This window comes from Streptomyces sp. NPDC048278 (assembly GCF_040652195.1).
In the GTDB taxonomy this organism is placed as follows: Bacteria; Actinomycetota; Actinomycetes; order Streptomycetales; family Streptomycetaceae; genus Streptomyces.
In genome coordinates, this window is record NZ_JBEZLP010000017.1 from 1 (window position 1) to 24,530 (window position 24,530).

Consider the following 24,530-nt stretch of genomic DNA (forward strand, 5'->3'; position numbering starts at 1 on the left):
GCCGTCCCCGCGCAGGCCTCGATCACCGACGGGCTGCTCCTGCGGTACAAGCTGGACGAGACGTCCGGCACGGTCGCCCACGACGCCTCCGGCCACGGGAAGGACGGCACGGTCAACGGCACCGCCGACTGGGGCGACGCGGACGGACTGGGCTTCAACGGCTCCAACACGTACATCAAGGTGCCGAACAACATCATGGCCGGGCTCAGTACGATCACCGTCGCGTTCGACGTGTGGATCGATCCCACCATGGGCAAGCCGTACTTCCTCTACGGGTTCGGCAACACGAGCGGCACCAGCGGCAACGGCTACCTGTTCAGCACCGGGAACCAGTTCCGGACCGGCATCACGCTGACCGACTTCCACGCCGAGCAGCAGACCCGGCCGTCGACCTCGTACGCGCTGTACCGCGGCATGTGGAAGCACGTGACGTACACGCAGACGGGCAACACCGGCGTCCTGTACGAGAACGGCGTGGAGAAGGCCCGCAACACGTCGGTGACGATCACCCCGGGCGCGATCGGCGGCGGGACGACCACCGCGGACTACATCGGACGCTCGCTGTATTCCTCCGACCTGTACTTCAAGGGCCGGATGCGGGACTTCCGCGTCTACAACCGGGCCCTGTCCGCCTCCGAGGTACAGGCGGTGGCCACCGGCGCCGAAGCCCAGTGGGAGCAACTCCAGGCGCTCGCCTCCTACAACGGCGCGATCGCGGCGTTCGACGACCCCGACGTCGGGCCGGTCGTCATCTTCCCCTCGGACTACACCGGTGACATCTACGACCTGCAGAAGCCGCCGGACTGGACCGACGAGTTCGGGCAGACCCCCACCGACTGGCCCGACCCCACCCCCGGGCTCAGCCAGCAGTTCACGGTCGACCAGATCAACGCCCTCCAGGACGCGGTCACCGCACAGATACAACCCGGCGGCGACACCACCTACCAGCTGAACGTCCACTACGACGGGATGCACGACTGGGTGGTGGCGGAGACCGACGCCCCCGCGTCGGTGACCGATCCGCTGGCCGCCCAGTACGCGGGCAAACTCGAGATCAAGGCGTACACCCTCGACAATCCGCCGCCGGCCAAGTGCACCCCGGACCAGATCGCCGTGGGCACCGTCGGGGCCACCGCCGCGGCACCCGCGTCCGGTTTCGGCGACGCCGCGACGAAACTGCAGTGGCAGCAGGTCCAGGCCCTCGCCGACTACAACTGCGCGCTCGCCGCGTTCGACGACCCGAACATCGGGCCGGTGATCATCTTCCCCTCCGACTACTCCGGCGACATCGACGACCTGCGGAAGCCGCCCGGCTGGACCTCCGAGTACGGAGAGATCCCGGCCGACTGGCCCACCCCCACCACCGCGAAGAGCCGGCAGTTCACGCTCGCCCAGATCACCGACATCCAGAACGAGGTCGTCCGGCAGGTCTCGGCCGACGGTGACACCACCGCGTACAGCGTGGCCGTGCACTACGACGGGATGAACGACCGGATCGTCGTGGACACGGACGCCCCGGCATCGGTCACCGATCCGCTGACGGCCGCGTACCCGGGCCAGGTCGTGATCAATGCCTACACGGCACCCGCACCGGCCGCCACCACCGACAGCTCGGACACGGTCGGCAGCTGACTCCCGTGCACCCCTCACACACTCCTCGCGCACTTCTCGCGCCGTCATCGGCGCGGGCCAGAAAGGACACCCCATGAGGCTTCCCCTCCCCCGGGCATCCCGCGAAAGACCGCGCCGCCGCCGCAGCGGTGGCCTCCTGCGGACGAAGTTCATCGTGCCGCTGCTCGCCGTGGCCATGCTGGCGAGCGCGCTCATCACCCTCGGGGCACCGCAACGCGCCGACGCCGCCGTGGAGGACTACCGGCCCGCCACGTACAACATGCAGGGCGGCGGCGGCAAGTGGTCGACCGACATCCCCCAGCTGACCAGCGCGGGCTACAACGTGATCTCCTTGCAGGAGGCCGGCCCCAACCCGCCCGGACAACTGATCTGGACATCCCGCTACCTGGCGGGCACCACGCACTGGAGCGGGTGGCGCGTACAGGAGTACCTGTGGCGACCGCCCGGCCAGCGTGCGGACTGGCACATCTACTTCGTGCGCACCGACTTCGGCGGCAACCGGGTGAACCTCGCCATTCTGACCAGCTACGACGCCCCTGAGGTCCACATCGCCAGGCCCGCGTTCTACGGCAGCAACGGGCTTCCGACGTCCCGGCCGGCCCTCGGTATCACCCTGGGCGGCACGCTCTTCTTCACCGTCCACGCCCTGGCGAGCGGGGGCAACGACGGCGCACAGCTGCTGTCGACCATGAGCGCGATAGCGGGGACCCGCATCTGGGCCGCGATGGGCGACTGGAACCGCGCCCCGAGCACGCTCACCATCCAACGAGGTTGGCACAGGTACACCAGCCAGACCTCCACCCAGCAGAGCGGTGGGGAACTGGACTACATGGTGTCCAACGAACGGATCGCCGGCTACGGCGGCGTCCTGCGTGCCATGTCGTCCGACCACTACGCCGTCGGGTTCCGCCGCCTGGCCGCGAACGCGGGCATCCAACTGCTCAACGCCCACGACGACAACCGCTATCTGAGCGTCTCGTCGAGCACCAACGGTGTCGAGGTGGTGACGGGAGGACTCAGGGACTACAGCAGCTGGAAGTTCGTGCCCGCCGGCGGTGGTCTCTACAGCATCGTCAACCGGACCACCGGAAAGTGCTGGAGCGACAACGCCGGAAGGATCATCCAGTGGTCCTGCAACGGCGCCTCGGACCAGCTCTTCGACCCGAACTACTGGAGCGACACCGGCCAGCTCTCGATCAGGCCCAAGAACCGGAGTACGTGCGTCGGTGACGATCCCAGCTTCGGCTGGGGAACCGAGATCCTCACCACCAAGAGCTGCAGTGGAGGCGAAACCCGGATCAACTTCAAATTCGACTACGACCCCGGCCCGAACGCACCACTCGTCGTGTTCTGACCGGCAACTAACCCACTCACCGACGGCAGCATGCCGAAACCGCGCTCAGAATCGGCGGTCCACGGCATGCTGCCGCACGAGCCTGACGTCTCTGTTCGCACCGACGCTCGTCGGCACGATCTACGGCATGGCCGCCTGCCCGGAGTTCAGCTCAGCGGTCCGAAGAACGGGCGATCGGGCGCGAAGTTGCGGGAGGACACCGTCACGTCCTCACCCCTGAGGTAAGCCAGCAACCACTCACCGAATGTCATCTCATGGAGCACCGACGCCGGGCTGTCAAGCTCCTGGACCAGGACGCGCCAAGGCGAAGAAGGGCTGTCGGGAACACGGAGGAAAATCCATTCCCCCGTCGTGGCCGACGCCACCGGCATCAGCTCACCGGGGTTCGCCCCCGCCGGACTCGGCAGGTACTCCGCCATGTCGTCCTCGCGGAAAAGCTCGAGATCACCCCTGATGGATTCCCTCAGATTGTGCACAAGATGGCCGGCGGGGTGCTCCAGATACAGTTGATTGTTGATCTGGACCGAACCGTAGGCATCCACGATCTCACGGAAGTCCGCCGGGAATTCGATTCCGAACTCCCGCTCCAGTTCGCACCATGGCGCCGGATCCGTCCAGTTGAATCCGGGTTCACCCAGCAAGGCTCGGATCTCTGCGAGCATTGCCATCACTTGCCCCCTTCCAGCATGTCGAGCCACCAAAGGCTTCCGCCTTGCTCGCCATCCGAGCATTCGCCCTGGCATTCAATACCATCGAGCTGCGGACATCCTCACCGGTCGCCTTGCCCCCATGACCTGTCAGGCGGCCTCCGCTTCTCCGACGCAGTCCCCGACCACCGGATTGTCCACCGTTTCCGTCGTGTCGAAGCCGCCCGTGCTCGGGCCGTACCAGGGGGCGTGCCCGTGCGTGCACTCATCGCGACCTGCGGGGCGGGGTGAAGGCGTAGAGGTCGAGGATGTCGGGGCAGGGGGCGATGCCGGGGCCGCCGGCCCGGACCCAGGCGGTGATGTCCTCGGTGGCGTCGGGGTCGTTGACGAGGCCGAGCCAGACCGGGCGGGCGCCTGCCGCGCGGGCCGCGGCGGAGGGCTGGACGACGATCACGTTGGCGTGTTCGCACACGTCGAGGCAGTCCGAGACGCGTACGGGTACCTCCTCGGCCAGGCGCGCGAGCTGCCGGTCGTGATCCACGCCGGTGACTTTGGGGGTTCCGCAGCAGCAGTCCCGGCAGACGACGACGCGGCACGGTGCCGGTTCGGCGGAGGTGTGCTCCGTACCGGCCGTTTCAGGGCGCTGTCGAGGCATCGCTCGTCGCACTCCTCTCCAGGGGAGATCCGTCCCGGGCGGCCGGGCGCAGGAAGCGGATCACGGGGTGGCCGGGGTCGTGGGTCACCTCGGCGCGGACGCCGTAGACCCGCTCGATGAGGTCGGGGGTGAGCACCTCGGCCGGGGTGCCCTCCGTCACCGCGCGGCCGTCGCGCAGGACGAGCAGGCGGTCGCAGTACATCGCGGCGAGGTTGAGGTCGTGCAGGGCGATGACGGTGGTGACCGGCAGGCCGGCGATCAGTTCCAGGAGGTCGAGCTGGTGCTGGATGTCGAGGTGGTTGGTGGGTTCGTCGAGGAGGAGTTCGCGGGGCTGCTGGGCGAGCGCGCGGGCGATCTGGGTGCGCTGGCGTTCGCCGCCGGAGAGGGTGTGCCAGGACTGGCCGGCCCGGTCGGTCAGCCCGGTGCTCCGCAGGGCCTCGGTGACGGCTGCCGCGTCGGCCGTCGTCGGGGGTGTCCAGGCGCGGCGGTGCGGGATGCGGCCGAGCGAGACGACGTCCCGGACGGTCAGTTCGGTCTGGGTGTCGGTGTGCTGTTCGACCGTGGCGATACGGCGGGCGGTGGCACGGCGGCCGACCTCGGTGAGCGGGCGACCGTCCAGGGTGACGACGCCTGCGGTGGGGGCGAGGACCCCGGCCAGGAGCCTCAACAGGGTTGATTTTCCGGAGCCGTTGGGGCCGAGGATGCCGACGGTGTCACCGGGGCGCAGAGTGAGGGTGACGCCGTCGACGACGGCCTTGTCGCCCAGGCGCCGTACGACACCGTCCGCGTGGAGGCTGGTCATGCTGCCCTGCTCCGTCCGCGGTAGAGCACGGCCACGAACGCCGGCACGCCGATCAGGGACGTCACCACGCCCACCGGGACCTCCTGGGGGTCGAGGACGGTTCGGGCCAGGGTGTCCACCCACACCAGGAAGACCGCCCCGGTCAGGGCCGTGACCGGCAGGAGGCGGGCGTGGCCGGCGCCGGTCAGGGCGCGGGTGGCGTGCGGGAGGACCAGGCCGACGAAGCCGATCGCGCCGGCACAGCTGACCAGCGCGGCGGTGAGCAGCGCGGTCGCGCAGAGCAGGACCAGGCGGGTACGGGCGACATGGACGCCGAGTCCGGCGGCGGCCTCGTCGCCGAAGGCGAAGGCGTCGAGCGTACGGGCGTGCCCGAGGCACACCGTGAGGACCACGGCGAGCACGACGGAGCACAGCAGCACCTGCCCCCAGTCCGCGCCCGTCAGCGAGCCGAGCAGCCAGAACAGCACGCCCCGGGTGGTCTCGGCGTCCGCGGAGGTCAGCACGGTGAACGAGGTCAGCGCGGAGAACAGCTGCATCGCCGCGACCCCGGACAGGACGACCCGGTCCGTGCTGCCGCCGAGGGTGTGGCTGAGCAGCAGCACCAGGGCGAAGGAGAGCAGCGCGCCGAGGAAGGCGCCCGCCGACAGCGACACCGCTCCCCCGCCCACACCCAGCACCACCACGGCGACCGCTCCCGTGGACGCGCCGGAGGAGACGCCGAGCACGAACGGGTCGGCGAGCGGGTTGCGCAGCAGCGACTGCATGACCGCGCCGCACACGGCGAGTCCGGCCCCGCACACGGCGGCGAGCAGCGTGCGCGGCATCCGCAGGTTCCACACGATGCCGTCCCGCAGCGGCGCCAACGCGCTCTCGCCGAGCCCGAGATGGGCCGCGACGGACGCCCAGACGTCACCGGTGGAGATGTCGGCGGGGCCGATCGTCACCGCCACGGCGATCGACACCAGCAGCGCGGCCAGTCCCCCGCCGGTCAACAGGAGGGCGCGGAGGCTCACTTGGCGAGCCCGAAGTCACGCAGGCCGGCCGCGACCTTCTCGATCCCCTCGACCGTGCGGATGGACGGATTCATGGCCTGCCCGCTCAGCAGGACATACCGCTTCTTCTTGACGGCGGTCAGGTTGCGGGTGGCGGGGTTGGTCTCCAGGAAACGGATCTTGGCCGCGGCGGTCTCGGCGGTCTGCTGCTTGCGGGTCAGGTCGCCGATGACGATGACGTCGGGGTCGCGGTCGGCGACGGTCTCCCAGTTGATCTGCGGCCACTCGTCGTGGGTGTCGGCGAACGCGTTCTTCGCGCCGACGGCACGGGTGATGGCGCCGGGCGCGCCGCAGCAGCCGGCGAGGTAGGGAGACTGGGAGTTGGCGAACCAGTACATGAGGGACACGTCCGAGGCGTGCAGTCCGGCGGTGGCCGTGCGCACCCGCTTCGTCAGCTCGGCGACGAGCGTCTCGCCCCGCTTCTCGACGTCGAAGACGCGGGCCAGGTCGCGTATCTCGCCGTACACGGCGTCGAGGGTGAGGGGGGTGGAGCGCGATCCGTCGCCGCCGCTGTCGTTGTCCTTGCCCTCGGAGCAGTCGGACGGCGAGACGTACGTGGGCACGCCCAGCTTCTCGAACTGCCCGCGGGTGGCGACCCCGCCCTTGCCGAGGGTGGAGACGAACGAGGCGGTGACGAAGTCGGGTTCGGCGTCCAGGACCTTCTCGAAGGAGGGGTTGTTGTCGGCGAGGCGCGGCACGGACGCGTCGGCCTTCTCCAGGCCCTTCATCACCGGGTCGGTCCAGGTGGCCGTACCGGCCATGCGGTCGGCCAGGCCGAGGGAGAGCAGGATCTCGGTGGTGCCCTGGTTGAGGGAGACGGCCCGCTTCGGGGCCGACTTCAGGGTGACCTTGTCGCCGCAGTTGTCGAGGGTGACGGGGTATCCGGCGGCAGCGGTCCGCTCCGCCTTCGGGTCGTCGCCGTCGCCGTCGGAGGAACCGCAGGCGGTGAGCAGCAGGGCGGAGGTGAGGAGCAGGGCCGGGGTACGGAGCACGGGCATGCCTTTGGGGTCGGGGCTCGTACGCGGAGCCTGGCCTACGGACGTCCCTCCGCGCCGGGGCACGGAGGTGCCAGCAGGTCTTCGGACTCGGGTTCGTCCGGCCGGGGCGCCTTCCCGGTCTCCCAGTGGCGTGCGTGCCCCGCCCGTCCCCCTCACCGCTGCGCGTCAGCTCCGGATTCGCACCGGATTCCCTGACCACGGATGTGGCTCGACTGGCCCGTCGAGGCTATCAACTCCCTCGTACGGCCAGACCGTGCGCCCGGTCACGGGGGACGGCGCGAACGCTTCCTCAGACCTCGGCGGGCCAGACCGTCTCCACCGCCCCGGAGTCGGCGTCGTACACCCCCTCGGCCAGGCGGGCGAGCTGCGCGTCTTCGGCAACCGGTGCCCGTCTCGCGGTGCGGGCGACCCTGAAGCGCACAACACCTTCGGGATCACGCAGCCACTGCCGCACCCGGCCGGGCAGCCTGCCTGCCGGGGAACGCACAGCGAGGGTCACCGCCGCCTCGGCCAGGCAGGCGCGCGCGAGCGGGTGCGGCTCCGTCGCCTCGGCCACGAGCAGCAGGTCGAGATCGGCCGTCCACTCGACGGACGCGTCCCCGATCAGGGCCGCGGCCATGGACCGTACTTCCGGGTCACCGTCCGTCAGCGAGGGGCGGACCAGGCCGAGGCCCTGGGCGAGGAGCTCCGCCACGACGGTCTCCCACTCGACCTGAGCGTCGTACGACTCAGGCCTGGAACTCATGTGCTGTTGCTCTTCCCACTCGCCCAGAACGGCAGCGGTCGCGTCGAGAACGCCCAGCACGTCGGCCACCCATGCGGCACTCCGTCCTTCCAGCAACCGCAGGAGTCCCCGCACCGCTTCCGGGGTGGTGGCCTCGATGGACGCTCCGCCACCGACGCAGGCCCCTCCCAGAATGTCCCAGGCCGCGAGCCGGGCCCCACTCCGATCGTCCGCCTCGGCCAGCCCCCTCAGCAGACCCGGGATGTCTGTCGGCGCCACTGTCCCCCCGTCCGCAAGTTCCGTCGCCACAACCAGCCTAGAAGCCGATACCGAACTGATGCAGAAAATCCTGACGGAGGGGACAGGACACGGCCTCGGTCGCATGCAGAGCGGCCTTTTCGGATGCAGCCGATTTCACGGCCCCACCAGGGCGGCGAGATGTGGAGCGTGGTGGGTGCGGGGCCACTTTGTGGGGATGACGGCGGCGGGCGGATGACCGCACAATGCGCGGGTGGAGAACAACGTCGTCATCCGTCCGGCCGCCTCCGATGAACTGGAGGTCGTCGCCGAACTCCGATGGCAGTGGGTCCTGGAGAACCAGGACGCTCCCGTCACCGGGCGCGCGGAGTTCGTGCGGCACTTCGTCACGTGGGCGAGGGAGAACACGTCGTCGCACCGCTGCATGGTCGTGGTCCGCGATGAGGTGATCGTCGGCATGGCCTGGCTGGCGGTCCTCCCACGGGTGCCCAGCCCGCGTGCCCTGCACCGGGCATCGGGCGACCTCCAGTGCGTGTACGTCGTTCCCGGCGAACGCGATGGCGGCCTGGGCGGCCGGCTCATCGACGCGGTCCTGGACCGTGCTCGGGAACTCGGGCTCGAACGCGTCACCGTGCACTCCAGTTCCCGCGCGATCCCGGCCTACTCCCGCCACGGCTTCGGATCATCACCCCGTCTGCTTCACGCTCATGTCACCCGCACCACCTCCTATCCGTGACAACCGCCGAGGGGCTGCTTCGCCCCGGCGGCCCTCGGTCGGCACCTCTGCCTCTGCGGCGATCGCGCGGCGTCGAACCGTTCCGACGCAGTGCCGAGCGATACCCCGGCATCCAGGTCGGACGAGAACCGGAATGCACTATTCCGTGACATCGGTCACAGCGGATCCGGGACCTCGCCGGGCCGGATAGTAGAGGCCGCTCTGATGACATATGGGATTTGTCCGGCTTGGTAGGCGCGTGTGTCGTGCCTGGACGTGCGGCTTTCCGGGCGGGTGCCGTCTTCGGCCGTTCTGGGTGCGCGTAGGGATTCTGACGGGGCGACAGGATTCCGCGTGGGCCGCGAGGGGCGGACCGACGCTTCCCGCTCCCCTGGCAAGGGGTGCCCGGGCCTACTAGGCGAGCTAGTGGCGAGGCCCTTTGCGTACGTGGTGGAGGCGTCCTAAGAATGACGACCCGCAGGACGCTGCCGCAGCTCAGGAGCGGGTTACGCATGGGTAGACATCGTAGGAACACGCAATACCGGCGGATAGTCATCGCCACCGTCGCCGCGGGCGCCGTGGGCATACCGTCCGCCGCCTTGGCCTGTACCAACTGGCCCGACAGTGGCGGACGCCGGTCCACCAGCGCCGAGGACAACGCGACGACGGCCTCGTGGAGCAGGACGTCCTGGTGGAACGACGCCCACCGGAGCCGCCCCTGGGACACCGTCCCGACCGGCGAGCCCTCGTGGACGGCGTCGGCGGCGCCCAGCGCCGCCGCGAGCGCCGCGAAGACTCCTCACGCCCCTGCGCGCACCGGGAAGCCCAGCGCGCCGAGGCCGAAGGCCGCAGCGCCTTCGCACACCGCCCGGACCACCCCGCCCAAGCCCCGCACCACCGCGTCCCCCAGCGCCCGGCACACCACCGCCGCCGCTTCCGCGGTCCCCAGGCCGTCGAACACGTCGAGCACGTCGAGCACCCCGAGCCCGAGTGCGTCGAGCACCCCGAAGGCCACCGCCACGGCGTCCGGCGTCGTCGCTCGCATCGTGGAGCTCGTCAATGCCGAGCGCGCCAAGGTCGGCTGTTCGGCCCTGACCCTGAACACCACGCTGACCAAGGTCGCGCAGGCACACAGTGCGGACATGGCGCAGCACCAGAACATGTCGCACACCGGGTCCGACGGCTCCTCCCCCGGAGACCGGATCACCGCCGCCGGCTACACCTGGAGCGCCTACGGCGAGAACGTGGCCTACGGTTACGCCACTCCCGAGCAGGTCATGGCGGGCTGGATGGCCAGCGCGGGCCACAAGGCCAACATACTCAACTGCACGTTCAAGGAGATCGGCGTCGGTCTCGCACAGCCCGGCAGCTACTGGACGCAGGACTTCGGCACCACTCGCTGAGCGGGCGGCGCCGACGGCCGGTCACCGGGCGGCCGGGGCCGGGCCGGGCGGACGCGGTGCGCGGGCCGCCAGCGCGAGCAGCTCGTCGACGGACCACTGGTCGTAGGCGTGCTCGCCGTACTTGACGGCGAGCACGCGACCGTCGGGGGCGACGAGGAAGTCCGCGGGGAGGCCGAGCCGGCCGCCGTGCGGGCTGGCCGCGGGCAGCTGCTCCCGCCCGCGGACGACCTCCCGCACACCGCTCAGGACCGCCCGGACGATCGGCCCCCAGGCGCGCGGGCCGAGCAGGGCGCGGGGCGACCGTTCCACCCCGAACTCCGCGTACAGCCGCCGGGCCGGGTCGGCGACGACGGCGAACGGGAGCGCGGCCGTGTGCGGCAGCAGTTCCGCGGCGGGCGAGTGGAAGACCACGACCTCGCGCACACCGGCCGCCTCGATCTCCTCGTGACGCCTGGTCACCGACCGCAGGTGCAGGTTGCAGACCGGGCAGCCGGCGAACCGCCGGAACTGGAGATGGATCAACCGGTCGGGGGCGGGCACGGCGACCTGGTCGCCGGAGACGGTGGTGAGGTCGCGCCCGGTCACGAGAGAACCGGGTGCCACCGGACGACGGCTCATACGCATAGACTTCCCCCTCCGTAAGCGTACGGCATACGCCTACCAGCGTAGGCGTATGCCGTACGCTGTCAACCGCCATGCCACGTCCGCGTTCCCTCACCCCCGATCGGCTCGCCTCGGCCGCCCTCGCCGTCATCGACCGCGACGGACTCGCCGGGCTGTCGATGCGCGCCGTCGCCCAGGAGCTCGGGACGAGCACCATGGGGCTGTACCGGTACGTGCACGATCGCGAGGAGCTCGAACGGCTCGTCGTCGAACTCGTGCTGGGCGGGGTGGACGCCGGGCCGCCGGATCCCGGCGCGTCGTGGCGCGAGCGGATCGAGGCCATGGCGCGGCGGCTGCGCGACACCGTGGGCGCCCATCCGGCGGTCGTCCCGCTGACCATCGTCCACCGGCACCACTCCCTCGGAGTGCTGCGCTGGTCGGAGTCCGTGCTCGGCGTCCTGACGGACGCGGGCGTCGAGGGCGAGCGGCGGGTCATCGCCCTGCGCGGCCTGCTGAGTTACGTCATCGGAGCGATCCAGCTGGAGCACCTCGGCCCGCTGTCCGGTCCGGGGACGGTGGCCATCACCGAACTGCCGCCCGCCGAGTTCCCCTACCTGGCGGAGACCGCACGGAGCGCCAGGAACGTCGACCCGGACCACGAATTCCTGGCGGGACTCGCCCTGTTGCTGGACGGCCTCGGCGTTCGGGGCGGGCCGGCCTAGGGCGTGGCGTATCCGGGTACGGAGGGCCACCGCACGGTCAGGACGACGGACTCGTCCTCCGCGACCCACGAGTGGTCGACGCCCCGGCCCCAGACGACATAGTCGCCCTGCTCCTCCAGGAGCACGCTGCGGCCGGGGAACTCCAGGCGGAAGCGGCCGGTGATGAGGACCAGGAGGGCTTCGCGCTCCTCGCCCTGCACCCACTGGGTCCGCTGTTCGCCGCGTGCGTGGACACCCCATTTGACCTCGACGGCCTGGCTGTGCCGGGGATCGCCGTGTTCCTTGAAGTGGCCCAGCAGCCAACCCCGGTCCATTGCCGCGTCCTTGCCCGCCTTGCCCACGTACACGCTGTCTGCCATGCGTCGGAACGCTAACAGCAGGCCACCGCGCCGGGGACCCGAGGCCGCAGGGCGGCGGGCCCGGACCGGAGGAGACCGGTCCCGGTCCCGGTCCCGGTTACGGTCACGGTCCCGGTCCCGGTCCCGGTCCCGGTCAGCGGAGCGTGTCCAGGAGGAGGTTCGCGGCCACCTGTGCTCCGTCGGTGCGGAGTTCGGCGCCCAGTGCCCTGGCGCGTGCCCGGGTCCCGGGGGCCAGGGCCGTCTTGAACGCGACGCGCAGGGTGTCGGCGTCCGGAGCCGGTCCGTCCGGCGCCGCGCCGATGTCGAGGGCCGCCACCCGGCCGGCCCAGTACGGGTTGTCCGCGAGCTGGAGGGCCACCACCACCTGCGGCACGCCCGCCCGGGCGGCCGTCAGTGTCGTGCCCGCGCCGCCGTGGTGCACCACGGCGGCCACCCTGGGGAACAGGCTCTGGTGGCTGACCTCGCCGATGGCGAGGCAGTCGTCCCGGACCTCGGGCAGGTCCAGGTCCGCCCAGCCGCGGGAGACGAGCACCCGGTGCCCCTGGGCCAGGCTCTCCTCGACGGCCCTGCGGGCGATGTCCGGCGACGGGCGGATGCTGCCGAACCCCACGTAGACGGGCGGGTCCCCGGCGTCCAGGAACGCCAACAGCTCGGGCGGGAGCGGGCGTTCGTCCGGCAGGGTCCAGGCACCGGTCTGTACGACGTCGAGGCCCGGGACCGGCCGCCACGCTCCCAGGAGCGGGTCCGCCGCCAGCCAGGGCCGGTCGGTGTAGACGTGGTCGCGGACGTTGTCCACGGGTGGCAGACCGATGGCCGCCCGGTGGTCGTTGAGCACCTCGCGGAACTGCGCGTTCACCTGGTCGGCGTCCAGTTCCCACAGCGTGGGGTTGTCGTCCGCCGCCGGCTCGGGCCAGCCCGGTCGCGGCGGCGGGGCGTGGTGGGGCGAGGGCAGGTTGACCGCCGAGTAGCAGGCGTACACGTAGCGGATGCCGGCGGCCTCGGCCACGGACCGCGCGGCGATCTGCGCCAGGCCGGCCGCCACCATGACGTCGCACCCGTCGGCCGCCGCGGGGAAGACGTCGAACTGCGTGCCGACCATCTCGGTCCGGTAGCGGGCAAGGTCCGCCGCCGACGGCAGGGTCGTCCCCCGCATCAGCTCCCGCACCGGCGGCCCGACCGGCACCAGCTCCACGCCGATCCCGGCCAGCCGCTCCGCGAACTCCTCGTCGGGCGGGGCACACATGCGCACCTCGGCACCGAGCGCCCGTAACCGCACCGCGAGAGCCACCAGGGGTTCGACATCGCCACGCGTCCCGTAGGTGGACAACAGCACCCGCATCCAGCGTCCTCTTTCGCTCTGTCTTCCCCTGGGGTCCGGTCCTTGCCGTACGCGTGTGACACCGGAGGCGGCGGAGGTTCCGCGAGCACCGTGGTGCTGGCTACCCAGGCGTGCCGTGCTCCATGCGGGCGCGGGAGCGGGAGGGCTGCCATCTCGCCTGGAGCCGTCCCGGTCATTACGGTGATCGCGAGCATGTCCTCCGGGCCCGCGGCGCGGCCTCGGCCCGGGGGACCACCCCGTCTGCAAGGCGCGCAAGGTTCCCCGGTCGACGACAGAATCCGAGAGCCACTCCATGCATCGTTCTTCCGCGCCCGCCCCCGATGTCTCGATCATCCTGCCCTGCGCCGGATTCGGCACGCGTTTCAGTGCGCCCTACCCGAAGGAGCTGCACTGCCTGGCTCCTGGCGTCACCGTGCTGGACCGCAGCCTGGAAGCCGTCGTCGAACTGGCCAAGAGCGGTCTCAACGTCCGCGTGGTCGTCGTGTTCGGCGCGCACAAGCTCGACACAGTGGCCTATCTCGAACGGTATGCGAGGACCCTTCAGATGGTCTTCGTCTACCAGGACGAGGCGCTCGAACCAGGCCTTGAGGGCGCGATCCGCTCCGGCCTGCCGATGACGCGGGGGCCGGTGGCCCTCGTCCTGCCCGACATCGTCCTGACCGGCCAGGACAGTGCCGGCAGCCTGCTCGCGGCGCTGCGGTGCGTGGACGTGACGGGGTGGAGCGTGGTGGCCGCCGAAGGGCGGGACCCCGGCACCCTTCAGCAGATGGGCGCGCTCGCCGTGACCGAGGTGGGCGGCGTCCTGACGGTCGGGGCGGCCGTGGACAAGCCGGTGGACCCCTCGGGCTACAACGCCTTCTGGGGCATGGTGGCGGCCACCGAGGAGGAGGCCCACCGGTTACCCGACGTGGTGAGCAAGGAGGCGGACAGCCCGCTGGCGGGCGCGATCGCCCTCATGGTGGAGGGGATCGTCAACTACAACACCTCCGCGGGCTGAAGGGACGGCGTGCGATGGCGGACAACGCGGATGACACGGAGCGCGGTGCGGACGACACGGGGCGCGCTCCGGACGGCACGGAGCTCGGTGCGGACGGCACCGGGCGCGGTGGCGGGGCGGATGCCGAGCGGCTGCGGCTGGCGGCGGCCGACGCGGGGCGGGTGGCGTGGCGGCGCTGGGGGCCGTATCTGAGCGAGCGGCAGTGGGGCACGGTGCGCGAGGACTACAGCCCCGACGGCGACGCCTGGTCGTACTTCACCCATGACCAGGCCCGTTCCCGGGCCTACCGCTGGGGCGAGGACGGCATCGCGGGCGTCAGCGACGACAAGCAGCGGCTGTGCCTCGCGCTGGCGCTGTGGAACGGCCGCGACCCGATCCTCAAGGAGCGGATGTTCGGCCTCACCAACGCCGAGGGCAACCACGGCGAGGACGTCAAGGAGTACTACTTCCACCTCGACTCGACGCCCACCCACTCGTACATGAAGTTCCTCTACAAGTACCCGCAGGCGGAGTTCCCGTACGAGGACCTGGTGGCCGTCAACCGGGGCCGCGGACGCGGCGAGCCCGAGTACGAGCTGCTGGACACCGGCGTCTTCGACGAGAGCCGCTACTTCGACGTGTTCGTGGAGTACGCGAAGGCCGGTCCCGAGGACCTGCTCGTCGAGATCACCGCGTACAACCGCGGCCCCGACGAGGCCACGCTGCATCTGCTGCCGACTCTGTGGTTCCGGCACACCTGGTCGTGGGCGGGCGGCACGGAGGTGCCCGGCCTGCGGCAGGTCCCTGGCGGCATCCGGGCCGACCACGCGGAACTCGGCCCGCACTGGCTGTACTGGGACACCGACGCGCCCGCGCTGTTCACCGAGAACGACACGAACAACGAGCGGGTCTTCGGCAGCCCGAACGCGTCCCCGTACGTGAAGGACGGCATCGGCCGGTACGTCGTCCATGGCGAGAAGGACGCCGTCAACCCCGAACTGACCGGGACCAAGGCGGCGTTGCACCATGTGGCGGCCGTGCCCGGCGGCGGCGCGGCGACCGTCCGGCTGCGGCTGAGCGACCGCGAACTCACCGACCCCTGGGACGGGTTCGCGGCCACGATGGACAGCCGCAGGGCCGAGGCCGACGCCTTCTTCGAGGATGTCGTCCCAGACGGTCTCGGCGAGGACGAGCGGCGGCTGGTGCGGCAGGCGCTGGCCGGGATGCTGTGGAGCAAGCAGTACTACTACCTCGACGTGGAGCGCTGGCTCGCCGAGCACGGCGTCGATCCCCTCGCCGCCGACCCGCGCGTCCGCAACAGCGCCTGGTACCACATGGTCAACGACGAGGTCATGTCGATGCCGGACACCTGGGAGTACCCGTGGTTCGCGGCCTGGGACCTCGCCTTCCACACCATCGCGCTGTCCATGGTCGACATCGGGTTCGCCAAGTCGCAGCTGGAGCTGCTGCTGCGCCGCCTGTACCTGCATCCCAACGGCCAGATCCCGGCGTACGAATGGAACTTCGGCGACGTCAACCCGCCCGTGCACGCCTGGGCCGTCCTCTTCGTCTACGAGCTGGAGAAGCACCGCACCGGCCGCGGTGACCGCGTCTTCCTGGAGAACGCCTTCCAGAAGCTGACGAAGAACCTCACCTGGTGGCTCAACCGCAAGGACGTCGACGGCAACAACGTCTTCCAGGGCGGGTTCCTCGGCCTGGACAACATCGGTGTCTTCGACCGCAGCGCGCCCCTGCCCACCGGCGGCCGGCTCGACCAGGCCGACGGCACCGCCTGGATGGCGCTGTACTGCCAGAACCTGCTGGAGATCGCCGTCGAACTGGCGGCGGAGAACCCGGTGTACGTCGAGCAGGCGCAGACGCTGTTCGAGCACTTCGCGTGGATCGCCGTCGCGATGAACCGCATCGGCAAGGACAACGCGAGCCTGTGGGACGAGCAGGACGGCTTCTTCTACGACGTGCTGCGGCTGCCCGACGGCAGTGCCACCCCGCTCCGGGTGCGTTCCATGGTCGGCCTCATCCCGCTCGTCGCGACCAGCGTGGTCGGCGCCTGGACCGACCGCAGGTTCCCCGAACTCGTCGAGGGCGCGAGGGAGTTCGTGCGGCGGCATCCGGCCGTCGAGGGCCTGGTCGCCTCCCACGACGTCCTCGGGTCCGGAGCGGCGGGACGGCACCTGTTCGCGCTGTTCGGCGAGGACCGGCTGCGCCGGGTCCTGGCCCGCATGCTGGACGAGGAGGAGTTTCTCGGCCCGCACGGCATCCGCTCCCTGTCCCGCCACCACGCGGCGCATCCCTACACGTTCGAGGTGCACGGGGAGACGTACGGCGTCGGCTACCTGCCCGCCGAGTCCGACTCGGGCATGTTCGGCGGCAACTCCAACTGGCGCGGCCCCGTGTGGTTCCCGGTCAACCTGCTGCTCGTCCGGGCCCTGCTGAACCTGCACGCCTACCACGGCGACGACTTCACCGTGGAGTACCCGACCGGCTCCGGCCGGCAGCTGAACCTGTACGAGGTCGCCCGCGCGCTCTCCGACCGGCTCACCTCGACCTTCCTGAGCGACGAGGACGGCCGCCGCCCGGTGCACGGCGCCCGGTCCAGGTTCGCCGAGGACCCGCACTGGAAGGACCTGATCCTGTTCTACGAGTACTTCCACGGCGACGACGGCTCCGGTCTCGGCGCCTCCCACCAGACCGGCTGGACGGGGCTTGCCGCGGTCACCGCCACCCTGTTCCATGTCGTCGGCGCCGGAGACTGGGGCGCGCTGCGGGAGGAGCCGCTGTCATGACGGTGATCTACGAGATCAACACCCTTGTCTGGCTCGGCGAGTTGAGCGGCCGGTACGGGCGCACCGTCACCCTCGGCGATGTTCCCGGCGAGGTCTGGGACGGGGTGGCGCGGCCGGGCGTGGACACCGTGTGGCTGATGGGCGTGTGGGAGCGCAGCCCGGCCGGGCTGCGGATCGCCCTGGACAACGCGGAGTTGCTCGCCTCCTTCCGCGAGGCGCTGCCCGGCCTCAGCGAGGCGGACGTCGCCGGATCCCCCTACTGCGTACGGGACTACGTCGTCGACCGGTCCCTCGGCGGCCCCGAGGGGCTGGCCGCGGCCCGGGCCGAACTCGCCGCGCGCGGCGTGCGTCTGGTCCTGGACTACGTCCCCAACCACGTGGCCCCCGACCATCCCTGGCTCGCCGAGCGCCCGGACTGCCTGGTCCGGGGCACGCCGGAGGACCTGGCCCGCTCCCCGGAAGCCTTCCTCGAGGCCGCCGGGCAGGTGTACGCCCTCGGCCGCGACCCGTACTTCCCGCCCTGGCCGGACGTGGTCCAGCTGAACGCCTTCAGCGAGCGGCTCCGGGCGGCGACGGTCCAGACGCTGGTGTCGATCGGCGACCAGGCCGACGGCGTGCGCTGCGACATGGCGATGCTGCCGATGAACGACGTGTTCGCGAAGACCTGGGGCGAGCGGGCGGGGCAGGTCCCCGCCGAGGACTTCTGGCCGTACGTCATCGGCCGGGTCCGGGAGCGCCATCCCGGCCTGCTCTTCGTCGCGGAGGCGTACTGGGACCTCGAACAGGCGCTCCAGCAGCAGGGTTTCGACCACTGCTACGACAAGCGGCTCTACGACCGGCTGGTCCACGAGGACGCCGGTTCCGTCCGCGCCCATGTGCGGGCCGGCCTCGGCTACCAGCGGGGGCTCGTCCGGTTCCTGGAGAACCACGACGAGCCCCGGGCCGCCGCCGCGCTGCCGGGCGACCGGGAGCGGGCGGCGGCCGTGGCCGTGGCCACCCTGCCCGGTGCCACGCTCTGGCACGAGGGCCAGTTCGAGGGCCGCCGGGTCCGCCTGCCGGTGTTCCTGTCCCGCCGGCCCGAGGAGCATGCCGACGCGTACCTGCGCGACTTCCACGAACGGCTCGTGGCCGCCGTGGCCCCCGTGCGCGAGGGTGACTGGCAGTTGCTGGACTGCACGGGCTGGCCGGACAACGACAGCCACCGCAATCTCCTCGCCTGGTCCTGGACCACGGACCGGGACCGCTGCCTCGTCGTGGTCAACTACTCCGGGGAGCCGGCCCAGGGGCGGGTTCCGCTCCCCTGGGACGGACTCCGGGGCCGCTCCTGCCGGCTGACCGGGCTGCTCGACGGGAGCACCTACGACCGCGCGGGCGACGAACTGGCCGACCCGGGCCTGTTCGTCGCCCTCGACGCCTGGCAGTGGCACCTGCTCTCGCTCCCCCGCGACCCCGGTGGGGGCTGAGCGCGCCGCTCTCCGCGCTCCTCACGGGGCGCGGTTCGGCTCAGCCGGTGTAACCGGTCACGTCGGCGATCCAGGTGATGAAGGCGGCCGGGTCCTCGTCGGCGCCGTGGGCACCGTCCCAGTACATGGCGGCGTCGACGGTGTCCCCGAGGTTCTCCAGGCTCAGAGCCAGGTTGCCGACGATCGTGAGCGCGGTGTCGCTGTCCGAGGTCCCGGTGCGGATCCACCAGTACTTGGCCCGGTCGTCGTTGGACTCGCCGATGAAGTACATCGGGTTCATCATCTCCAGCTTGGCGGGGATGTCGCTGTCCAGGGACGAACCGCCGGTCCCGCTGGTGTCGTTGGCGAGGCTGTAGTCGGTGAAGTGGCGGGCCTCGGTGGTGTCGACGCCGAACAGGTTGTTCTCGCCCGCCGAGAGGTCGAAGGCGTCGAAGGCCGGGATGCTCTTGGTGCGGGTCCCCACGTGGTCGAGGTAGTCGGACCAGGTGAACGTGGCCGCCGAACCGTCCCAGGTGATGAAGGTGTTGGCGGTCAGGTAGGTGGTCCGGTCGTCGTCCGACAGGTCCGTCAGGTAGCTGGTGGCGGCCGGTTCGAGGTAGGTCGCCAGCAGGTAGTCGGCGAGGTTGTCCGCCGTGACGGTGCCGTAGTCGTCCGCCGTCAGGCCCAGCGAGGACTGGTACGTCTCGAACAGGGCGATCAGGTCCGCGGAGGTGGTCTGGTCGACCTCCGAGCCGCTGCCGGTCTCGTTGGTGCCCCAGTTCCACTCGTAGGCGCCGTCGGCGTTCTCCAGGTCGGTGATGGGGCACCAGGCGCCGGTGGCGTAGACGATGTCGTCGGCGTCGGCCGCGCCGAGTTCGTCGAGCAGGTCGTCGTAGAGCGAGCTGCCGCCGGAGGCGCCCAGCAGGGCCGACAGGGCGCCGCCTGCGCTGGTCCCGGCCGTGACGATCTTGTCGGTGTCGCCCGGTACGGTGCCGGCGTTGAAGCGCAGGTACCGGATCGCGGCCTTGAGGTCGACGATCGCGGCCGGTGCGGTGCCGTAGTAGTCACCGCTGGAGTCCACCAGGGTCCGGCCCCGGGCGCCGGGCTCCACCGCGACGTACCCCGCCGCGATCGCCAGCTTCGCCCGGCTGCTGCTGACGCCCGTGTTGGTCGACACCGAGGAGGGGAGGTAGCCGCCGATCGAGTTGGAGACGAGGATCGGGGCGTCGGTGGCGTCCACGGCGGTGCCGTCGACGGAGACGGGGACGCTCACGGTCAGGCTCTGGTAGGTCTCGTCCACCGGGTCGGTGACGTAGGTGATGGCCGACCAGAAGTGGTAGGTGACCTCCCTGTCGCCGTCGTCGGTGGAGATCGTGGTCGTGATCTCGGTGTACGCGTCGGGGTCGAAGGCCAGGGCGTCGGCCGTGGTCGCGGCGGACGCGGCCGTCGCCGCCGACGCGTTCGCTCCGCCGGCGATCCCGGCCGCCGGAACGGCGACCGCGGCGGCGGCCATTCCCTTGATGAGGGCCCTGCGGTTCATCCTGTGCGTCATGTCGTGTCTCCTTCGAGAGCGCTGGTGCGGGTGTCCCGGAGCGTTCTGAAACTGCTTCACGGGGCGCTTGTCTCGATCTCGGCAGCGAACGTAATCGACTGCCGACAATATCGTCGACAATTCCAGCGACTCCACGGTCAACCCATAGCGGCAGCTCATCGACCTGAGATTCCTGAACATCACGCCGCGGGCCGCGGGTCGCGCGCGATGGTCAAGAGTGCGTCACATGAACGCGGCGGCTGAGCGGACGGGAGGCGGCCGACGTACTGAAGGAGCAGGTAGACGCGACATCGACGAAGGGCACCTCCTTGATCCCGCGACGCATCGGTCCGAGCCTCGCTCTGGCGCTCGCCTCCGCCTTCCTGCTGGGGGCGTGCGGCTCCTCGGACGACAGCGGCACCGGCACCGCGGCGCCGACCGCCCCGGCCGCCCCGGTCACGTCGGCCACCCCGGACCCGGCGGTCTCCACGCCGGCCGCCGGCACCAGCCCCGCGGCCGGGCAGCCGGCCACCACCGCCGCCGTGCTGACGAGGGCGGCCCAGGGCCTGGGCAGCATCGTCACCGACGACAAGGGACTGACCCTCTACCGCTACGACAAGGACGAGCCGAACCCGTCCAAGTGGACGTGCTCAGGCGCCTGCACCAAGACCTGGCTGCCGGTGATCGTGCCGGAGTCCGTGCAGACCTCGGGGGTGGAGAAGAGCCTCCTCGGCACGGTCCACCGGAACGGCGAGACACAGCTCACCCTCGCCGGCTGGCCGCTCTACCGGTACGTCGGCGACACGGCGGCCGGGCAGACGAACGGCGAGGGCAAGGGCGGGCAGTGGTACGCCGTCACTCCCGCCGGCCAGAAGTCCACCGTCACGGGCTGACGGCCGGAGACCGGTCCGCGGCTCCGGAACGGGCCGCGACGATCGATTTCCAGGACCTGTTCTTCTTGAACGGGATTTCGAACAACTGGGAGAAGAGCCACGCCCCGCATACGGAAGCCGGCAGGCCCACCGCCAGCGTGAACCAGAAGGTGGGCAGCCCCGGCGACACGAAATGCGGGGCGACCCGGCGCAGCACGGCCAGGACGACCGGCAGATGGATCAGGTAGAGGCTGTAGGAGAATCCGCCGAGGCCGTGGACGGGGCGCGCGGTCAGGAGCCGTACGAGGACGGCGGGCTTTCCGGTGGCGACGGCGGCGACCAGCATCGTCATGGCGGGGGCGATGGCGAGATCGATCCAGAAGTAGTGGTTCACCGTCCAGACGGAACCCCGGACGGCCCCCACGGCGACGACCGGCAGGGCCGCCAGGACGGCGAACCAGCCCCACGGCAGGCGCCGCACCCTGTCCCCCGCGGCCACGACCCCCGCGCCCAGCACGCCCGCGGCGAACACCGGGGCGAGATGGGGAGCGAGCCAGTTGTCGCCCTCCACGGGGGTCCCGCCGGGCGCCGTCAGCCCGGCGGCGACCACCGGGACCGTCACGCACACGGCCAGCAGCACGGCGCCCCAGCGCCGGCGGACGAACAGCAGCAGCGGGAAGAGGAGATAGAGCTCGGCCTCCACCCCGATCGACCAGAACGCGCCGTTCGGCGTCGGGGCGGTGACCACGTCCTGGGCGACCAGGCCGTACACCAGGACGGTCGCGCCGGTGGGCGGCCCGAAGTGCGAGGCCGGCACCACGAACCAGGAGACCAGCAGGCTCAGGGCCAGTGCCGCCCAGTACGGGGGCAGGATGCGCCAGGCGCGCCGGCGCAGGAACTCGCCGACCCCGGCCGTCCGCCAGCCGTGCCGTGCCGGGGAGATCGCCAGGGAGAACCCGGACAGCACCAGGAAGAAGACGACGGCGAGGCGCCCGAACATCAGCCCGCCCAGCCACGGAGGCGCCGAACTGTGCGGATAGCCCGGGAAGGTGTACAGCCAGCAGTGGAACAGGACGACGTACAGCGCCGCCAGGCCGCGGAGGCCGTCCAGACCCCGCACCTGCCGACGGGCCCGCGCCGCGTCGCCGTCGCCGGTCCCGCTCCCCTCCCGGCGTACGGGGGCGGCCAGGTCGAGGGTGCTTCCGGCCGGGCGACTCGTCTCCACTGAAATGGCGCAACCCTTCCTCCGGGCACCGCCCGCAGCGCGCTCCGGTGCCGTCGGGCAGCACCGCGCCGCCCCACGGCAACAGGTACGTGACCCCCGGCCGGGCCGTTCAACAGGCCCCGCGGCGGCGACTGCGCGACGGGGGCGGCGTGGCGTCTTACGGAGTCGTGACGTGCGGGCGTGGGCACGTGGTCCGGGGGCCGCGCGCGCCTAGCGTGGCCCCATGCGTGTACTGGTCACCGGCGGTGCCGGGTTCATCGGGTCCCATGTCGTCGAGGCGCTGACGGCGCGCGGGCACGAGGCGGTCGTGTTCGACGTCCGGGACGATCCGGGCGCCGACGTGCGCAGTCCGGTGGCGGTGGGGCGGGCGCTCGCGGGCGTGGACGCGGTCTGCCACCAGGCCGCGATGGTGGGTCTCGGAGTCGGGTTCGGGGACGCGGCCGAGTACGTCTCGCGCAACGACCTGGGCACGGCCGTACTGCTCTCCGCGATGGCCGAGGCGGGGGTACGCCGCCTCGTGCTGGCCGGGTCGATGGTCGTGTACGGGGAAGGCCGGTACGAGTGCCCGCGGCACGGTGTCGTACGGCCCGGGCCGCGCGCGGTCGCCGATCTGGACGCGGGGCGGTTCGAGCCGAACTGCCCCGTGTGCGGGGAGGAGTTGACGCCCGGGCTGGTGGGTGAGGACGCGCCCGTCGATCCGCGCAACGTGTACGCCACGACCAAGCTGGCCCAGGAGCACCTGGCCGCCGCGTGGGCCCGGTCGACGGGCGGGTCGGCGGTGTCGCTGCGCTACCACAACGTGTACGGGCCCCGGATGCCCCGCGACACCCCCTACGCGGGCGTCGCCTCCTTCTTCCGCTCCGCGCTCGCCCGGGGCGAGGCACCCCGGGTGTACGAGGACGGGCGGCAGCGCCGGGACTTCGTGCACGTCCGGGACGTGGCCGCCGCCAACGCGACGGCGCTGGAGGCGGACTCCGCGCCGGGTGCGCTGACCGCGTACAACACCGGGAGCGGCGAGCCGCACACCGTCGGCGAGATGGCCCACGCGCTGGCCGAGGCGCACGGCGGGCCGCTGCCGGTGGTCACCGGGGAGTACCGGCTGGGCGACGTACGGCACATCACGGCCGACTCGTCACGGCTGCGGGCCGAACTGGGCTGGAAGGCCGAGGTCGGGTTCGCGGAGGGGATGCGGGAGTTCGCGCGCGCCCGGTGAGAGCCGGGCCCGGTGAAGGTCGGGCCCGGTGCCCCGGACGGACCGGTGGCGTCGCCCGCGACACGGACCGGTGGTGCTGCCCGCGATCAGGAAGCGGCGGCGGGCAGCACCACCTCGAACCGGCAGCCGCCGGGGATGTTGTGCACGGTGGCCTGCCCGTGGTGGGCCTCCACGATCCCGCGCACGATGGCGAGGCCGAGGCCCGCTCCGGCCGGGGGCGTCCGGGCGTGGGTGCCGCGCCAGCCGGTGTCGAAGACACGGGGCAGGTCCTCCTCGGGGATGCCGCCGCAGCCGTCCGTGACGGACAGGACGACGGCACCCTCGGCCGACCGCTCGGCGGCGACCGCGACCGTGCCGTCGGGCGGGGTCCGGCGGATGGCGTTCACCAGCAGGTTGCCCAGCACCCGGCTCATCTCCTTGCCGTCCACCTCGACCGGCACCTGCTCCACCCGGTCGCCGACCAGCCGTACGCCGTACTCGCGGGCCAGCGGGTCGACGCCCGCCAGCGCGTCGCCGACGAGGTCGTACACCGACATCCGGCTCGGGCTCAGCGCGAGCGTGCCGGCGTGGATGCGGGAGAGTTCGAAGAGGTCGCCGACCATGTCGTTGAGGCGCTCGACCTCGGTGCGGATCTGCTTGTGGTAGCGGTCGGGGTCGGTGGCGACGCCGTCCTCCAGGGCCTCCGACATGGCCCGCAGACCGGCCAGCGGGGTGCGCAGGTCGTGCGAGATCCAGGCGACGAGTTCCCGGCGCGAGGTCTCCAGCGCCCGCTCCCGCTCCCGGGACTCGGCGAGCTTCGCGCTCGTCGCCGCCAGCTCGCGGCTCACCTCGGCCAGTTCGGCGGTGGCCGGGACCGACGGCGCGGCGAAGTCGCCGTCCTCGCCGAACGAGCGGGCCGCGAGGACCAGTTCACGGCTGCGGGCGACGACCCAGCGGCCCAGTATCAGCGCGGTCGCCAGGGACACCACGGCCGCCATCGCGACGACCGTCGTCACCACCGACAGGTCGTGCGAGGAGAGGAACATCGCCCAGGCGACGGCCAGGGTGCCGGCGAGCATCGCGACCACGCCGACGGCGGCGACCACGGTGAGGGACGCGGTCAGCGAGCGGCGGCGCAGCAGGCGCAGCGCGGCGGCCCCGAGCAGTCCGGTCCCGGCGGCGCCGGCGAAGGCGTACAGGGCGATGAGGAAGGTGTCGCGCATGG

23 protein-coding genes and 1 riboswitch are annotated in these 24,530 nt (G+C 71.5%); of the genes, 10 read left to right on the plus strand and 13 right to left on the minus strand.

All coding sequences use genetic code 11. The features are described 5' to 3' along the window. Together AB0D74_RS27325 and AB0D74_RS27330 are read left to right on the plus strand one after the other, a co-directional pair. On the plus strand, positions 1–1,632 hold a 1,632-nt coding region (locus AB0D74_RS27325), incomplete at its 5' end, for a LamG domain-containing protein (RefSeq protein WP_362592306.1). Positions 1,633–1,705: 73 nt separating this feature from the next. Then, entirely contained in the window at positions 1,706–2,986 is a 1,281-nt protein-coding gene (locus AB0D74_RS27330) for an RICIN domain-containing protein (protein ID WP_362592309.1), read from the plus strand. A 146-nt stretch (positions 2,987–3,132) separates the two neighbouring features. On the opposite strand, the gene AB0D74_RS27335 is transcribed toward AB0D74_RS27330, so the two are convergent. The 6 genes from AB0D74_RS27335 to AB0D74_RS27360 all read right to left on the minus strand — a co-directional run bounded on the left by AB0D74_RS27335 (position 3,133) and on the right by AB0D74_RS27360 (position 7,885). Further along, complete coding sequence (locus AB0D74_RS27335) at positions 3,133–3,654, minus strand: SMI1/KNR4 family protein (protein ID WP_362592312.1); 522 nt, start codon at positions 3,652–3,654, stop codon at positions 3,133–3,135. A 244-nt stretch (positions 3,655–3,898) separates the two neighbouring features. Continuing rightward, positions 3,899–4,288 carry a (2Fe-2S) ferredoxin domain-containing protein gene (locus AB0D74_RS27340; RefSeq protein ID WP_362592315.1) on the minus strand — a complete coding sequence of 130 codons (390 nt, stop codon included), beginning with the start codon at positions 4,286–4,288 and terminating at the stop codon, positions 3,899–3,901. After that, a complete protein-coding gene (locus tag AB0D74_RS27345; protein WP_362592318.1) occupies positions 4,269–5,090 on the minus strand; it encodes an ABC transporter ATP-binding protein in 822 nt (273 codons plus the stop codon). Before AB0D74_RS27345 ends, AB0D74_RS27340 begins: the two co-directional genes overlap by 20 nt. After that, positions 5,087–6,103: an iron chelate uptake ABC transporter family permease subunit gene (locus tag AB0D74_RS27350; RefSeq protein ID WP_362592321.1), complete on the minus strand. Its 1,017-nt coding sequence runs from the start codon at positions 6,101–6,103 to the stop codon at positions 5,087–5,089. The genes AB0D74_RS27345 and AB0D74_RS27350 overlap by 4 nt, the downstream gene beginning before the upstream one ends. Continuing rightward, the gene (locus tag AB0D74_RS27355) at positions 6,100–7,140 is read right to left on the minus strand and encodes an ABC transporter substrate-binding protein (RefSeq protein ID WP_362592325.1); all 1,041 of its coding nucleotides are present in this window, start codon (positions 7,138–7,140) and stop codon (positions 6,100–6,102) included. The genes AB0D74_RS27350 and AB0D74_RS27355 overlap by 4 nt, the downstream gene beginning before the upstream one ends. Before the next feature lie 54 nt (positions 7,141–7,194). After that, positions 7,195–7,372, minus strand: a riboswitch (cobalamin riboswitch). Between the two features lie 57 nt (positions 7,373–7,429). After that, positions 7,430–7,885 carry a hypothetical protein gene (locus AB0D74_RS27360; protein WP_362592328.1) on the minus strand — a complete coding sequence of 152 codons (456 nt, stop codon included), beginning with the start codon at positions 7,883–7,885 and terminating at the stop codon, positions 7,430–7,432. Between the two features lie 490 nt (positions 7,886–8,375). Between AB0D74_RS27360 and AB0D74_RS27365 the strand changes: the two genes are divergently transcribed. Further along, the gene (locus AB0D74_RS27365; RefSeq protein WP_362592331.1) at positions 8,376–8,858 is read left to right on the plus strand and encodes a GNAT family N-acetyltransferase; all 483 of its coding nucleotides are present in this window, start codon (positions 8,376–8,378) and stop codon (positions 8,856–8,858) included. Between the two features lie 778 nt (positions 8,859–9,636). Here the strand turns inward: AB0D74_RS27365 and AB0D74_RS27370 are convergent. Beyond that, complete coding sequence (locus AB0D74_RS27370; RefSeq protein ID WP_362592334.1) at positions 9,637–9,882, minus strand: hypothetical protein; 246 nt, start codon at positions 9,880–9,882, stop codon at positions 9,637–9,639. Position 9,883: 1 nt separating this feature from the next. On the opposite strand from AB0D74_RS27370, the gene AB0D74_RS27375 reads away from it, so the two are divergent. Then, positions 9,884–10,240, plus strand: a complete 357-nt coding sequence (locus AB0D74_RS27375) for a CAP domain-containing protein (RefSeq protein ID WP_362592337.1) — start codon at positions 9,884–9,886, stop codon at positions 10,238–10,240. A 21-nt stretch (positions 10,241–10,261) separates the two neighbouring features. On the opposite strand, the gene AB0D74_RS27380 is transcribed toward AB0D74_RS27375, so the two are convergent. After that, complete coding sequence (locus tag AB0D74_RS27380; protein WP_362592340.1) at positions 10,262–10,864, minus strand: peroxiredoxin-like family protein; 603 nt, start codon at positions 10,862–10,864, stop codon at positions 10,262–10,264. 71 nt (positions 10,865–10,935) lie between these two features. Here AB0D74_RS27380 and AB0D74_RS27385 point away from each other — a divergent pair, with 71 nt between their 5' ends. Then, positions 10,936–11,565 (plus strand): TetR/AcrR family transcriptional regulator, encoded by a 630-nt coding sequence (locus AB0D74_RS27385; RefSeq protein ID WP_362592343.1) that lies wholly within the window; start codon positions 10,936–10,938, stop codon positions 11,563–11,565. On the opposite strand, the gene AB0D74_RS27390 is transcribed toward AB0D74_RS27385, so the two are convergent. Continuing rightward, positions 11,562–11,924, minus strand: a complete 363-nt coding sequence (locus AB0D74_RS27390) for a signal peptidase I (RefSeq protein WP_362592346.1) — start codon at positions 11,922–11,924, stop codon at positions 11,562–11,564. The two genes, AB0D74_RS27385 and AB0D74_RS27390, sit on opposite strands and share 4 nt — an antisense overlap. 133 nt (positions 11,925–12,057) lie before the next feature. Next, entirely contained in the window at positions 12,058–13,263 is a 1,206-nt protein-coding gene (locus AB0D74_RS27395; RefSeq protein WP_362592349.1) for a glycosyltransferase, read from the minus strand. 292 nt (positions 13,264–13,555) lie between these two features. Here AB0D74_RS27395 and AB0D74_RS27400 point away from each other — a divergent pair, with 292 nt between their 5' ends. From AB0D74_RS27400 to AB0D74_RS27410, 3 genes are read left to right on the plus strand one after another with little or no spacing between them, the layout of a single operon-like run. Beyond that, positions 13,556–14,260, plus strand: coding sequence for a hypothetical protein (locus AB0D74_RS27400; protein ID WP_362592351.1), 705 nt, complete (start codon positions 13,556–13,558; stop codon positions 14,258–14,260). Between the two features lie 14 nt (positions 14,261–14,274). Beyond that, positions 14,275–17,043: a glucosidase gene (locus tag AB0D74_RS27405; protein ID WP_362592354.1), complete on the plus strand. Its 2,769-nt coding sequence runs from the start codon at positions 14,275–14,277 to the stop codon at positions 17,041–17,043. Beyond that, the gene (locus AB0D74_RS27410) at positions 17,040–18,506 is read left to right on the plus strand and encodes an alpha-amylase (RefSeq protein ID WP_362592357.1); all 1,467 of its coding nucleotides are present in this window, start codon (positions 17,040–17,042) and stop codon (positions 18,504–18,506) included. The genes AB0D74_RS27405 and AB0D74_RS27410 overlap by 4 nt, the downstream gene beginning before the upstream one ends. 40 nt (positions 18,507–18,546) lie before the next feature. Here AB0D74_RS27410 and AB0D74_RS27415 read toward each other — a convergent pair whose 3' ends face one another. Then, positions 18,547–20,037, minus strand: a complete 1,491-nt coding sequence (locus AB0D74_RS27415) for a subtype B tannase (protein WP_362592360.1) — start codon at positions 20,035–20,037, stop codon at positions 18,547–18,549. Between the two features lie 308 nt (positions 20,038–20,345). Between AB0D74_RS27415 and AB0D74_RS27420 the strand changes: the two genes are divergently transcribed. Continuing rightward, positions 20,346–20,909, plus strand: a complete 564-nt coding sequence (locus AB0D74_RS27420; RefSeq protein ID WP_362592363.1) for a hypothetical protein — start codon at positions 20,346–20,348, stop codon at positions 20,907–20,909. On the opposite strand, the gene AB0D74_RS27425 is transcribed toward AB0D74_RS27420, so the two are convergent. After that, positions 20,899–22,113, minus strand: coding sequence for an acyltransferase (locus tag AB0D74_RS27425; RefSeq protein WP_362592366.1), 1,215 nt, complete (start codon positions 22,111–22,113; stop codon positions 20,899–20,901). The two genes, AB0D74_RS27420 and AB0D74_RS27425, sit on opposite strands and share 11 nt — an antisense overlap. A gap of 223 nt (positions 22,114–22,336) precedes the next feature. On the opposite strand from AB0D74_RS27425, the gene AB0D74_RS27430 reads away from it, so the two are divergent. Beyond that, a complete protein-coding gene (locus AB0D74_RS27430) occupies positions 22,337–23,326 on the plus strand; it encodes an NAD-dependent epimerase/dehydratase family protein (RefSeq protein WP_362592369.1) in 990 nt (329 codons plus the stop codon). Between the two features lie 86 nt (positions 23,327–23,412). On the opposite strand, the gene AB0D74_RS27435 is transcribed toward AB0D74_RS27430, so the two are convergent. Continuing rightward, entirely contained in the window at positions 23,413–24,528 is a 1,116-nt protein-coding gene (locus AB0D74_RS27435; RefSeq protein WP_362592372.1) for a HAMP domain-containing sensor histidine kinase, read from the minus strand. Positions 24,529–24,530: the final 2 nt, after the last annotated feature.